Below are 12,839 nucleotides of genomic sequence, written 5' to 3'. Positions count from 1 at the left end.
TTGAGCCCGAAAGTCAATCTCCCAATTCCACTGCACACGCCGCGCTACATGTCCTCCTGAAAGATGCTCAACTCCGGCTCCGTCGCCGCGCTGTCTTCAAACGGCATCTCTTCCGGCGGGATCTCGACCCCGCGGTAGGTCTCCAATCCGGTCCCCGCGGGAATCAGGTGTCCGATGATGACGTTCTCCTTCAACCCCTTCAGCGTATCCGTCTTCCCCGACACCGCCGCCTCCGTCAGGACTTTGGTCGTCTCTTGGAACGAGGCCGCCGAAATGAACGACTCGGTCGACAGCGAGGCCTTCGTGATCCCCAGAAGCAACGGCTGGAATGTGGCGGGCTCGCCCCCTTCGGCCTGCACCGACTCGTTCTCGTCGCGGAACACGTGCTTGTCGACCACTTCACCTTCGAGGAAGTCGGTGTCCCCGGCCGAGTCGATCCGCACCTTCTGCAGCATCTGGCGGACGATCACTTCGATGTGTTTGTCGTTGATCTTCACGCCCTGCAGACGGTAGACCTCCTGGATTTCATTGACCAAGTATTCCTGCACCTCATTGACGCCTTTGATCCGCAGGATGTCGTGGGGATCAATGGAACCCTCGCACAGGCGATCGCCAGCATGCACCCGGTCGCCGGGGTGCACATGCATGTGCTTGCCGTGGGGGATCAGATACTCTTTGATTTCCTCGTTTTCCCCATGCACCAGAATCTGCTGCTGGCCGCGCACGATCTTGCCGAACTCCACGATGCCGTCGATCTCCGTGACGACCGCCGGATCGCGCGGCTTGCGCGCTTCAAACAGCTCCGCCACGCGCGGCAGCCCGCCGGTGATGTCGCGCGTCTTGGAGATTTCGCGCGGGATCTTGACCAGAGCCGCACCGGCCGAGAGCACATCGCCGTCGTGCACCGCCAGGTGCGCGCCGGTGGGAATCGAATAGGAGGCGATCGGCTCCACCCGGTTCTTCGGATTGAGAATGATGATCTTCGGCAGCGGAATGCGATCACCGCGCTCCCGGGGTTCAACGACGACACGCTGACGCAATCCGGTCGTGTCGTCCAGCTCCTCGCGCAACGTCAACCCATCGATGATGTCCTCGAAACGCGCGATGCCGGGCACGTCGGTCAGAATCGTCGACGTGTAAGGGTCCCACTCAAACAGCACGCTTTCCCGCTCGACCATGCTGCCATCGCCGACCAGGAGCGACGCCGCATAGGGAACGCTGTAGCGGGAACGCACCCGCCTTTGGGCGTCGACCACCTGCAATTCGCCGTCCCGGTTGACCACGATCGGCCGCCCCTCCGGGCCGTCGACCGTCTTCACATCCTTCAGCACGACCGCTCCCGGCGACTTCGCCACGACCCGCGACTGCTCGGCGATGCGAGCCGCGGTCCCGCCGATGTGGAACGTGCGCAGCGTCAACTGGGTCCCCGGTTCACCGATCGACTGCGCGGCGATGACCCCCACCGCCTCACCCAGATCCACCATCTCCCCCGTCGCCAGGTTGCGACCATAACAGTTGGCGCAGACACCCTGACGCGACTCACAGGTGAGCACCGAACGGATGCGGACCGAGTCCAAACCGGTTTCATCGATCGCTTCGGCTTCGCTCTCGGCAATCTCAGAGCCCGCCTGGACCAGGACCGCGCCGGTGATCGGATCATGCACGCTGTCCAGCGCCACGCGGCCGAGGATGCGGTCTTCCAGCGATTCGATGACTTCCTCGCCCTCTTTCAACGCGGAGATGTTGATCCCCAGGATCGTACCGCAGTCGACCTCGTTGATGATGACGTCCTGGGCCACGTCCACCAGCCGCCGCGTCAGATACCCGGCGTCCGCCGTTTTCAGCGCCGTGTCCGCCAGCCCCTTGCGGGCTCCGTGCGTGGAAATGAAGTACTCCATCACGGTGAGCCCTTCGCGGAAATTGGACAGAATCGGCGACTCGATGATCTCACCGATCTGCCCGGTGATCTTCTTCTGGGGTTTGGCCATCAATCCGCGTAATCCCGCCAACTGCCGGATCTGCTCCTTGGAACCGCGCGCTCCGGAATCCGCCATCATGTAGACCGGATTGAAGCCGTGACGGTCCTCCTTCAGGCACTCGAACAGGATCTCGGACAGCTCGTTGGTCGTGTGTGTCCACAAATCGATGATCTTGTTGTAGCGCTCCCCGTTCGTGATCACGCCGCGCTCGTATTGCCGCACGACCTTGGCGACTTCCTTCTCCGTGGCCTCGATCAATTCCCGCTTCTCGGGGGGAATGATCATGTCGTCGATGGCGATGGTCACGCCGGCACGGGTGGCATACGAGAACCCGAGATTCTTCAACGAATCGAGGAACTCGGCCGTGCGGTGCGGACCGACCGATCGGTACGCCTGCAGCACCAGGGACTCGAGCTTCGACTTGGTGGCCACCTCATTAAAGACGCCCAGTTCTTTGGGCAGTACGTCGTTGAAGATGAGCCGCCCGCACGTCGTCTTGATGCGCTCGCCGTTGAAGCGCACCTCGATGGCGGCATGGAGGCCGATCTCGCCGAACTCGTAGGCCATCAGCGCCTCTTCGGTCGAGGCAAAGCGCATCCCCTCGCCCTTTTCGCCGGGCCGATCCTTGGTCAAGTAGTAGCACCCGAGCACGATGTCCTGCGACGGCGTGGCGATCGGCCGCCCGGAGGAGGGCGACAGGATGTTGTTCGTCGAGAACATCAGCATGCGCGCTTCCAGTTGCGCCTCGAAGGACAACGGAATGTGCACGGCCATCTGGTCGCCGTCGAAGTCGGCATTGAACGCGGCGCACACGAGCGGATGCAGACGGATCGCCTTGCCCTCGACCAGAACCGGGTAGAACGCCTGCACGCCCAGGCGGTGCAGTGTCGGGGCCCGGTTCAGCAGCACCGGATGCTCGTCGATGATCTCTTCGAGAATGTCCCAGACCTCGGGCCGCTCGCGCTCCACCAGCCGCTTGGCCGATTTGACGGTCTGGACGTACCCCTTCTCTTCCAGTTTCATGATGATGAAGGGCTTGAAGAGCTCCAGCGCCATGTTCTTGGGCAGGCCGCACTGGTGCAGCTTGAGTTCCGGGCCGACCACGATCACCGAGCGGCCGGAGTAATCGACGCGCTTGCCCAGCAGGTTCTGGCGGAAGCGCCCCTGTTTGCCTTTGAGCAGATCGGAGAGCGATTTCAGCGGACGGCGGGAATCACCCCGCACCGACTGCGTCCGACGGCCATTGTCCAACAACGCATCGACCGCTTCCTGCAGCATCCGCTTCTCATTGCGCAAGATGACGTCCGGCGCCTTGATCTCGATCAGCTTCTTCAGACGGTTGTTCCGATTGATGACGCGTCGGTAGAGGTCATTCAAATCCGAGGTCGCAAAGCGTCCGCCCTCGAGCGGAACCAACGGACGCAGATCGGGAGGAATAACCGGAAGGGTCTTCAGGATCATCCACTCCGGGTGATTCTGCGATTGGCGAAAGGCCTCGATCACGCGCAGTCGTTTCAAGGTGTCTTTCTTGCGTTGCGCCGACGTCTCCACTTTGACCTGCGCGCGCAAAGACAGCGACAGTTCCTCGGTGTCGATGCGTCGGAGCAGCGCCTCGACCGCCGGAGCACCCATCGCCGCCTGGAATTCCTTTCCGGAGGCCGTCAGCTCCTGGTGTTCCTCCTCGGTGAGAAGATCACCCTCGCGGCGCGCCGTGTCGCCGGGGTCCACGATGACGTAGTTCTCGTAGTAGATGACGCGCTCTAGATCGCGGATCGACAGATCGAGCAGGTAACCGATGCGCGAGGGCGTCGACTTGACATACCAGATGTGTGTGACCGGGACCGCCAGGTCGATGTGCCCCATCCGCTCGCGTCGCACCTTCGACTGCGTCACCTCCACGCCGCAACGGTCACAGACGATCCCGCGGAAGCGGATGCGTTTGTACTTGCCGCAGTTGCACTCCCAGTCCTTGACCGGGCCGAAGATGCGCTCGCAGAACAGACCATCACGCTCCGGTTTGAACGACCGGTAATTGATCGTCTCCGGCTTGGTGACCTCGCCGTACGACCATGAACGGATCGTCTCGGGCGAAGCCAATTGTATGCGGATGGCCGCAAAATCCGATGGGCGTTTCTGCGATCGAGCCGGGAAAGCCACGTTTTCCTCCCTGGGCCCCGCCTCCGCGGCGGTCAATCAGCGGCAGCGGTTGTCACCCGCAACCCCTGCACTTCCAAAGCGCACACCACAGGCAGCGACACGCGCCGTACCTTAGACTTTCTCCACCAGGTCGATGTCCAACCCCAACGCCTGGAGTTCCTTGACCAGAACATTGAACGATTCGGGGATCCCCGGCTCCGGTGGATTTTCGCCTTTGACGATGGCCTCGTAAATCCGCGAGCGGCCGGCGACATCGTCCGACTTGACGGTCAGCATCTCCTGCAACGTGTAGGCGGCGCCATAGGCCTCCAGCGCCCACACTTCCATTTCCCCAAAGCGCTGACCACCGAACTGCGCCTTGCCGCCCAACGGCTGTTGCGTCACCAGTGAGTACGGACCGATCGACCGGGCGTGGATCTTGTCGTCGACGAGATGGGAGAGCTTCATCATGTAGATGATCCCGACCGTGATCTCTTCGGAGAACAGTTCCCCGGTCGCACCGTCATAGAGCTTGGTCTTACCCGACGTCGGCAGCTTGGCCTCTTTCAGGAGCTCGCGGATCTCCTCGTGCTTGGCGCCGTCAAACACCGGGCAGGCGACTTTGAATCCCAGCTTCCACGCCCCCCAGCCGATATGCGTCTCCAGAATCTGGCCGACGTTCATGCGCGACGGCACACCGAGCGGGTTGAGGATCAGATCGATCGAGGTCCCATCCTCCATGTAGGGCATCTCCTCGATCGGAACGATGCGCGCGACCACGCCCTTGTTGCCGTGGCGTCCGGCCATCTTGTCGCCGACCGCCAGCTTGCGCTTGACCGCCACGGCGACCTTGACCAATTGCTTGACTCCGGGGGGCAGCTCGGCGCCGCGGATGACTTTCTCGATCTCGATATTCAGCAGCTCTTGTAGTCGGTTCAACAGCTCCGCGGCCTCGGAGATGATCTTGTCCACGCGCCGGTTCAACCGGGCATCGTCGGTCCATCCCTCGGGGGCGACGGCGTTGGCGACGTCGACCTGATTGAAGGTCTCGTCCCGGTAACGCGTGCCTGCCTTGATCAGAACCGAGTCGTCTTCCAACGAGCGGATCGTCAGCGCGGTCTGCCCTTCCAACAGCTCGGCCAACCGCTGATTGCGCAGCCGCCGGATGGCATCAATCTCCTTCCCGAAGCGGCGTTTCAAACCGGTGATCTCCTGTTTTTCGCGCTTCTTGGCCTGCTCGGTGCGTTCCTTGCGCGAGAAGACGCGTGTATTGATCACCACACCCTTCATCCCCGGCGGCGCTTTCAGCGAGGCATCCTTGACATCCCCCGCCTTCTCGCCGAAGATCGCGCGCAGAAGTCGCTCCTCGGGTGACAGCTCGGTCTCCCCTTTGGGCGTCACCTTACCGACGAGGATATCGCCGGCCTCCACCTCGGCGCCGATCCGCACGACCCCCTGCTCATCGAGGTTCATCAGGACTTCCTCGGAGACATTGGGGATCTCGCGCGTGATCTCCTCACTGCCGCGCTTGGTGTCCCGCACCTGCAGCTCGAACTGCTCGATGTGGATCGAGGTGAAGACGTCGGTATGGATCAGGCGCTCGGAGACGATGATGGCATCCTCGAAGTTGAAACCGCGCCAGGGCATGAACGCCACCAGCACGTTGGACCCCAGCGCCAACTCGCCATTCTCGACGGCCGGACCGTCGGCGATCACGTCGCCGGCCTCGATCTTCTGGCCCAGATGGACGCGCGGCTTGAAATGGATGCAGGTGTCCTGATTGGAGCGTTCGTACTTCGCCAGCAGATAGGTTTCCGGCCCCTCAAACCCGAGTTCACCGGCGCCCACCCGCCCCTTGGGACGGATCACGATCTGTTCGGCATCGACCTCCTCCACCACCCCGCTGTGTTTGGCGATGACCGCCACGCCGGCATCACGGGCGACGCGTCCTTCAATCCCGGTGCCCACGATCGGCGCCTCGGCCCTCAGCAGCGGGACCGCCTGCCGTTGCATGTTCGATCCCATCAAGGCCCGGTTCGCGTCGTCGTGCTCGAGGAACGGAATGAGCGAGGCGGCGACGGACACCAGTTGCTCCGGCGCCACGTCCATGAAGTCGACGTCGGCGGGAGACACCATCGGAAAATCACTGCGTTGCCGTGCCCGCACCAGGTCGCTCTGGAACCGCCCCTTCTCGTCGATCACTTCATTGGCCTGGGCAATGTGATACTTGTCCTCCTCATCGGCGGTCAGGAAGACGATTTCGTCGGTGACGATCCCATTCTTCACGCGGCGGTATGGCGTTTCCAAGAACCCATAGCGGTTGATCCGGGCAAAAGTCGCCAGGGAGGCAATCAGACCGATGTTCGGCCCCTCCGGCGTCTCGATGGGACACATGCGGCCATAGTGGGTATGGTGCACGTCGCGCACTTCAAAGGCCGCCCGCTCGCGGGTCAGACCGCCCGGACCCAGCGCCGACAGGCGACGCTTGTGCGTCAGTTCAGCCAATGGGTTGGTCTGGTCCATGAACTGCGACAGTTGCGAGGAACCGAAGAATGTATCGATCACCGCCGAGACGGTGCGGGCATTGACCAGATCGTGCGGCGTGATCGCCTCGGTATCCTTGAGAGACAGGCGCTCACGGATCGTCCGCGCAATGCGCGAGAGCCCCACGGAAAAGAGATTCGACAGAAGCTCGCCGACCGACCGCGCCCGTCGGTTCCCCAGATGGTCGATGTCATCGACAAACCCATCGCCGTTGCGCAGCCGGATCAGATAGGCCACAATGGCTTCGAAGTCCTCCGGAGCCAGCACCGTCCGGGACAGAGGCACATCGCGCCCGAGCCGCTGGTTGATCATGTAGCGACCGACCTCACCGAGGTCGTAGCGCTTCGTGTTGAAGAACAAACGCTCCAACAGGCCCTCGGCGGTCTCCATCGAGGGCGGCTCGCCCGGACGCAGCAGACTGTAGATCTTGAACAGCGCCTCTTCCCGCGACCGGGTCGGGTCCTTCTTCAACGTGTTCGGGATGACCAGGGCGTCGCTGGTGGCGTCGACCGCCAGAACTCGGAGGTTGCCGAGCTCATACTGTTTCAGGCGGGTCACGTGTTCCTCCGTGATCAGATCCCCCGCCGCCAGAAGCACTTCACCGGTCGATTCATCGACGATACTCTCCGCGGAGACCTTCCCGGTGGCCTTGGCCCACTTGCGATTGATCCCCTCGATCGTTTCCAACGGGTAGAACTTGGCCAACAGCTCTTCGTCGGTGGAGATCCCCAGGGCCCGCAGCAGCGTCGTCACCGGGATCTTGCGCCGGGAGTCGATGTGCACGTACAGCACGTCGTTGATGTCGAGATTGAACTCGACCCAGGAGCCGCGGAAGGGAATGATGCGTGCCTGGTACAACCGCTTGCCATTGGCGTGGATCGCTTCGTCGAAGAAGACGCCGGGGGAACGGTGCAACTGGCTGACGATCACGCGCTCGGCACCGTGGATGATGAAGGTCCCGCGCGGCGCGATCAGCGGCAGCTCGCCGAGAAACACGTCCTGTTCGAGGACGTCCTTGACCTTCTTCGCCCCGGTGACCGCGTCGGCCTCCTTGCTGATGAGCCGCAAGGTCGCCTTCAGCGGCGCGGCATACGTCATGTTGCGCTCTTTGCACTCGGAGAGCGAGTAGCGCGGCCGCCCCACGCTGTATTGAACGAACTCCAGCTGGAAGTTCTCGTGCACGTCGGTGATGGGAAACACCGACAGGAAGATCTCCTGCAGACCCTCCTTCTTGCGTTTCTCCGGGGGGACATCGGGCTGGAGGAAGGCCGCGTACGACTCCAACTGGACATCGAGCAGATTGGGCATTTCGCCGCCGCGTTGCACGCGCGCGTACGAACGCCGGCCGTTCGACCCGTTTCCACTCTCACTCACGGCGAACCTCCGCTAGGTCACGACACACCGGCCCGGCCACGAGGGTGCATACCGTCGCCCGGGCCTGCCAGACCCCCATAGACTATCAGGATGGAGACGTGGCAAACGTCGCTACTTGATTTCCACGGTCGCGCCGACCTCGCGCAACTTCGTCTGGATCGACTGCGCCTCTTCCTTGGAGACGTTCTCCTTGACCGGATTGGGTGCGTTGTCGACCAAATCCTTCGCTTCCTTCAAACCGAGACCCGTGATCTCGCGGATGACCTTGATCACCTGGATCTTCTTTTCGCCCACGGTGACGAGATGAGGAGTGAACTCGGTCTTTTCCTCCTCCACCGCAGCGGCGCCACCGGGGGCCGCGGCGACGGCCACGGCCACCGGGGCGGCCGCGGAGACACCGAATTTCTCCTGCAGGGTCTTGGACAGTTGCGACAGTTCGATCACCGACATATTCTCGATAATGCCGACGACCTGATCAATGGTACTGGACACGACGTTCGTCCTTTCTGCCGGCCGCATTCGCAGGCCGGGTGGATGATGAAGTATCTTCTTCTCCCAATATCCCCTTGGCGCCTGTCGCGCGGCTACACCTCGGCGGCCTCGCCCTTCATCTTGGCCATCGCGTCAACAGTGCCGACAAGCTCGCGGATGATGGCATCCAACGTCCCGATGAAACCGGCAATCGGCCCCTCCACCGCCCCGACCACCTGCGCCAGCAGGACCCCCCGCGAGGGGAGCGAGGCCAGCGCCCTCAGGTCCGTGGCGGCGTACGGCTTCTTGTCGACAAGGAAACGCCGCACTTTCGGCTTTTCGAGTCGTGCGGCGAACTCGCCGAAGATCTTGGCCGCCGCCACGGGATCCGCCGGTCCGAAGGCAACCGCCGTCGGCCCCTTGAACTGCTCGACCAGATCGGCCAAGCCGGCGTCACCGGCGGCCCGGCGGAGCAGGGTGTTCTTCACGACGCGGTACTTCACGCCGGCGGCCCGCAACTGCTTGCGCAGCTCGGTGATGTCGCCGACCGTCAGTCCGGCGTAGTCGGTCACATAAACGGATCCGGCGGAACGGAATTGCTCCGTGACTTCCGCCACCAATTGCACTTTCTCCGGACGCGGCATATGCTCTATCTCGAATCTCGCCTGAACCACAGGGTGCAGGATTTCAACAAGGACCCGACGGGAATGTTCCGCGCGATGCGAAACCCCGCCGGGCCGGTTATCCTATGCTTTAGACTCGCTCACCAGCGGATTATGATCGATCCTGATCCCCGGTCCCATCGTCGTCGAGATGGCCACACGCTTCACATATTGCCCTTTGGCGGCAGCCGGCTTGGCCCGAATCACGGCATCGATAAAGGTCCGCGCGTTGTCGACCAGTTTGTCAACGCCGAAGGATGACTTGCCGACGGCGCAATGCACGTTCCCGGCACGATCGACGCGGTATTCCACCTTGCCGGCCTTCAGATCGGTGACCGCTTTCCCAATGTCCATGGTGACGCTGCCGGTCTTCGGTGAGGGCATCAAACCCCGGGGGCCGAGGATCTTCCCCAGCCGCCCCACCATACCCATCACGTCGGGGGTCGCCACCAGCGCGTCAAACTCCAACCATCCTTCCTGAATCTTCTGAACATACTCTTCGCCGCCGACATAATCGGCGCCGGCGGCCTTGGCCTCGGCCTCTTTGTCACCCTTGGTCAGTGCCAACACGCGCGTCGTCTTGCCGGTACCGTGCGGGAGAACGACCGAGCCGCGCACCATCTGGTCGGCATGCTTGGGATCGACCCCCAGCCGCATGACCACATCCAGCGATTCATCAAATTGGGCGTGCTTCACCTCGCACGCCAGAGTGATCGCCTGCTCCAAGGCATAGAGCGTCTGCCGCTCGACTTTGGCGTTGGCCACCCGCTGCTTCTTGCTCTCCTTCATGACTCCCCTTGCTCTCCGGCGGAGGACATCAGACGACGTCGATCCCCATGCTGCGCGCCGTCCCCGCCACCATGCTCATCGCCGCCGCCTCGCTGGCAGCATTCAGATCGGGGCGCTTGAGACGCGCGATCTCCCGAACCTGATCGGCGGTCACACGCGCCACCTTGACGCGATTCGGCTCTCCCGATGCTTTCTCGATCTTCGCCGCGCGCTTGAGCAGAATCGCCGCCGGCGGCGTCTTGGTGACGAACGTGAACGACTTGTCCTTATAGACTGTGATCACCACGGGGATGATCAACCCCGCGTCCTTCTGCGTGCGGGCGTTGAACGCCTTGCAGAACTCCATGATGTTGACGCCCTGCTGCCCCAATGCCGGACCGACCGGCGGCGCCGGGGTCGCATTTCCGGCGGGAATCTGCAGCTTCACGTAACCTGTGATTGGCTTTGTCGCCATCCGTACCTCGTCAGGACCGGGTCGTGTTGTCCGGCCCGGATTGTCATGCCGGCAGCACCTGCAGGAAATCCAGCTCGACCGGCGTCGGCCGACCGAAGATCGAGACCATCACTTTGAGCTTCCTGCGCTCCATGTTCACTTCCGAAACAAACCCGGAAAAGTCTGAGAACGGCCCGTCCACGACCTTGACCGGATCGCCGACTTTGTAGGGAATCTCGGTGACCTCTTTCTCACGGCTGGTGTCCATCTGCCCGAGAACGTGCGCGACTTCCTCCTGCCGGAGCGGCACCGGACGCCCGGCGGCACCAACGAAGTTCGTGATGCCCGGCGTGTTGGTCACCAGATGCTGCGTCTCCTTGGTCAGGTGCATCTCGATCAAGATGTATCCGGGAAGGAACTTCTTCATCGAGGACGAGCGCTTGCCCTGGCGCATCTCGACGACTTCCTGGGTTGGCATCACCACCCGCCCCAGATGGTCCTCCAGACCGGCATTGGCAAAGGCGCTGCTCAAGTACTTCGCCGCCTTCTTCTCGTGGCCCGAATAGGTGTGGGCCACATACCACTGCATCTCGACGCTCATCCGATGCCCAGAAGTGTCGACACGCCGCGCGCCAACAGCAGGTCGACGCCAAACACAAAGAGACCCAGAATCAGCGACACAAAGATGGTCACGATCGTCGAGCCGATGACCTCATCCTTGCTCGGCCAGGTCACCTTGCCGAGCTCGGCAACCGTCTCGTTCCAGTAGGTTTTGGTCTTCTCGATAACCGACACGATCGCTCTTCCTTTGTTTTGGCAGGCCTGGAGGGACTCGAACCCCCAGCCCCCGGTTTTGGAGACCGGTGCTCTAGCCGGTTGAGCTACAGGCCTGTGATCCCCACGCCCAGCGCCCGCTGCAACCGCCGTCCATCCTGATCGCCTGCTGCGCCATCAACGCGTTTCCCGGTGCGCGGTATGCCGCCGGCAGAACGCGCAGTACTTCCGATAGGTCAGCCGGTCGGGCTGCAGTCGCCGGTTCTTGCTCACCGTGTAGTTGCGGCGGCGACATGACTCACACGCCAGCACAATCGACTCCCGCGGCATACGCCCCCACTCTGATGCCAACGCCGCGAAAGACCGCCGCGACACCGAAACCCGTGAAGCTCCGCGCGTTCCCTATTCCACCACGTCCGCGACCACGCCCGAACCGACCGTGCGGCCGCCCTCGCGGATCGCGAACCGCAACCCCTTTTCCATCGCGATCGGACTGATCAACTCACCGCGAATCGTGACCTTGTCGCCGGGCATCACCATCTCGGTGCCTTGCGGCAGATGCGCCACGCCGGTCACATCCGTGGTCCGGAAGTAGAACTGCGGTCGGTAGCCGTCGAAGAACGGCGTGTGCCGCCCGCCCTCTTCCTTCGTCAGAATGTAGACCTCACCCACGAACTTGGTGTGGGGCGTGATCGATCCGGGGGCGGCCAACACCATGCCGCGCTCCAGTTCCTCCTTGTCCACGCCGCGCAACAGCAGACCCACGTTGTCGCCCGCCTGCGCCTCATCGAGCGTCTTGCGGAACATCTCCACCCCGGTGACAACGACCTTGCGTGTCTCTTTGATCCCGACCCGCTCCAACTCGTCGCCCATCTTGATGCGACCGCGCTCGACACGCCCGGTGCCCACGGTGCCGCGCCCGGTGATCGAGAAGACGTCCTCAATCGGCATCAGGAAGGGCTTGTCGACCTCACGCTGGGGCAGAGGGACATAGCTGTCCACGGCATCCATCAGTTCATAGATGCACTTGAAGGCCGGATCGTCCTTCACCGGCGTGATCGCCACTTCCATCGCTTTCAGCGCCGAGCCGCGGATGACCGGGATTTGGTCGCCGGGAAACTCGTAGGTCGTCAACAGATCGCGGACCTCCAGCTCGACCAAGTCGAGAAGCTCGGGATCGTCGACCATGTCGACCTTGTTGAGGAAGACCACGATGCAGGGGACCCCGACTTGGCGCGCCAGGAGAATGTGCTCGCGGGTCTGCGGCATCGGACCGTCCGCCGCCGACACCACCAGAATGGCGCCGTCCATCTGCGCCGCCCCGGTGATCATGTTCTTGACATAGTCGGCGTGACCCGGACAGTCCACGTGCGCATAGTGCCGCTTGTCGGTCTCATACTCGATGTGCGCCGTCGCAATGGTGATGCCGCGCTCGCGTTCCTCGGGTGCATTGTCGATCGAATCGAACGTGCGCACCGACGCCAGCCCCTTGCGAGACAGCACCATCGTGACCGCCGCCGTCAGCGTCGTCTTGCCGTGATCAACGTGCCCGATCGTGCCCACGTTCACGTGGGGCTTCTTGCGTTCAAATTTCGCCTTCGCCATGGCCGAAGGTCTCCCTCCTCGAATGTTGTCACGCGACCGACTGCGCTGGCCCCGGGCCGGATGCGCTCCGGG

10 protein-coding genes and 1 tRNA gene are annotated in these 12,839 nt (G+C 62.7%); all 11 read right to left on the bottom strand.

Translation table 11 applies throughout. The features are described 5' to 3' along the window. Nucleotides 1-44: 44 nt before the first annotated feature. The gene (gene rpoC / locus AB1792_10585) at nucleotides 45-4,136 is read right to left on the bottom strand and encodes a DNA-directed RNA polymerase subunit beta' (GenBank protein MEW5702661.1); all 4,092 of its coding nucleotides are present in this window, start codon (nucleotides 4,134-4,136) and stop codon (nucleotides 45-47) included. A gap of 111 nt (nucleotides 4,137-4,247) precedes the next feature. Next, nucleotides 4,248-8,033, bottom strand: coding sequence for a DNA-directed RNA polymerase subunit beta (rpoB, locus tag AB1792_10580; GenBank protein MEW5702660.1), 3,786 nt, complete (start codon nucleotides 8,031-8,033; stop codon nucleotides 4,248-4,250). A gap of 111 nt (nucleotides 8,034-8,144) precedes the next feature. Continuing rightward, the gene (rplL, locus tag AB1792_10575; GenBank protein MEW5702659.1) at nucleotides 8,145-8,552 is read right to left on the bottom strand and encodes a 50S ribosomal protein L7/L12; all 408 of its coding nucleotides are present in this window, start codon (nucleotides 8,550-8,552) and stop codon (nucleotides 8,145-8,147) included. A gap of 65 nt (nucleotides 8,553-8,617) precedes the next feature. Beyond that, on the bottom strand, nucleotides 8,618-9,148 hold the full coding sequence (rplJ, locus tag AB1792_10570; GenBank protein MEW5702658.1) for a 50S ribosomal protein L10: 531 nt from the start codon (nucleotides 9,146-9,148) through the stop codon (nucleotides 8,618-8,620). Between the two features lie 102 nt (nucleotides 9,149-9,250). Then, complete coding sequence (rplA, locus tag AB1792_10565; GenBank protein MEW5702657.1) at nucleotides 9,251-9,955, bottom strand: 50S ribosomal protein L1; 705 nt, start codon at nucleotides 9,953-9,955, stop codon at nucleotides 9,251-9,253. A gap of 28 nt (nucleotides 9,956-9,983) precedes the next feature. After that, the gene (gene rplK, locus AB1792_10560; protein MEW5702656.1) at nucleotides 9,984-10,409 is read right to left on the bottom strand and encodes a 50S ribosomal protein L11; all 426 of its coding nucleotides are present in this window, start codon (nucleotides 10,407-10,409) and stop codon (nucleotides 9,984-9,986) included. A 43-nt stretch (nucleotides 10,410-10,452) separates the two neighbouring features. Continuing rightward, a complete protein-coding gene (gene nusG / locus AB1792_10555; protein ID MEW5702655.1) occupies nucleotides 10,453-10,989 on the bottom strand; it encodes a transcription termination/antitermination protein NusG in 537 nt (178 codons plus the stop codon). After that, complete coding sequence (gene secE, locus AB1792_10550) at nucleotides 10,986-11,183, bottom strand: preprotein translocase subunit SecE (GenBank protein ID MEW5702654.1); 198 nt, start codon at nucleotides 11,181-11,183, stop codon at nucleotides 10,986-10,988. Before secE ends, nusG begins: the two co-directional genes overlap by 4 nt. Before the next feature lie 19 nt (nucleotides 11,184-11,202). Further along, nucleotides 11,203-11,279 (bottom strand) — tRNA-Trp (locus tag AB1792_10545). Nucleotides 11,280-11,339: 60 nt separating this feature from the next. Continuing rightward, nucleotides 11,340-11,492: a 50S ribosomal protein L33 gene (gene rpmG, locus AB1792_10540; protein ID MEW5702653.1), complete on the bottom strand. Its 153-nt coding sequence runs from the start codon at nucleotides 11,490-11,492 to the stop codon at nucleotides 11,340-11,342. A gap of 72 nt (nucleotides 11,493-11,564) precedes the next feature. Continuing rightward, entirely contained in the window at nucleotides 11,565-12,767 is a 1,203-nt protein-coding gene (gene tuf, locus AB1792_10535; GenBank protein ID MEW5702652.1) for an elongation factor Tu, read from the bottom strand. Nucleotides 12,768-12,839 lie beyond the last annotated feature (72 nt).

It is taken from the genome of Candidatus Zixiibacteriota bacterium, from assembly GCA_040752595.1.
Taxonomy (GTDB): domain Bacteria; phylum Zixibacteria; class MSB-5A5; order WJJR01; family WJJR01; genus JACQFV01.
The sequence above is the reverse complement of the archived record's forward strand: the minus strand, read 5'-3'. Positions and strand labels throughout refer to the sequence as shown.

Bases quoted from the DNA above. Each gene is read 5' to 3' on its own strand.
- nusG (MEW5702655.1), bottom strand. From the start codon at position 10,989: ATGAGCGTCGAGATGCAGTGGTATGTGGCCCACACCTATTCGGGCCAC.
- rplK (MEW5702656.1), bottom strand. From the start codon at position 10,409: ATGGCGACAAAGCCAATCACAGGTTACGTGAAGCTGCAGATTCCCGCC.
- rpmG (MEW5702653.1), bottom strand. From the start codon at position 11,492: ATGCCGCGGGAGTCGATTGTGCTGGCGTGTGAGTCATGTCGCCGCCGC.
- rplJ (MEW5702658.1), bottom strand. From the start codon at position 9,148: ATGCCGCGTCCGGAGAAAGTGCAATTGGTGGCGGAAGTCACGGAGCAA.
- rplA (MEW5702657.1), bottom strand. From the start codon at position 9,955: ATGAAGGAGAGCAAGAAGCAGCGGGTGGCCAACGCCAAAGTCGAGCGG.
- rplL (MEW5702659.1), bottom strand. From the start codon at position 8,552: ATGCGGCCGGCAGAAAGGACGAACGTCGTGTCCAGTACCATTGATCAG.
- tuf (MEW5702652.1), bottom strand. From the start codon at position 12,767: ATGGCGAAGGCGAAATTTGAACGCAAGAAGCCCCACGTGAACGTGGGC.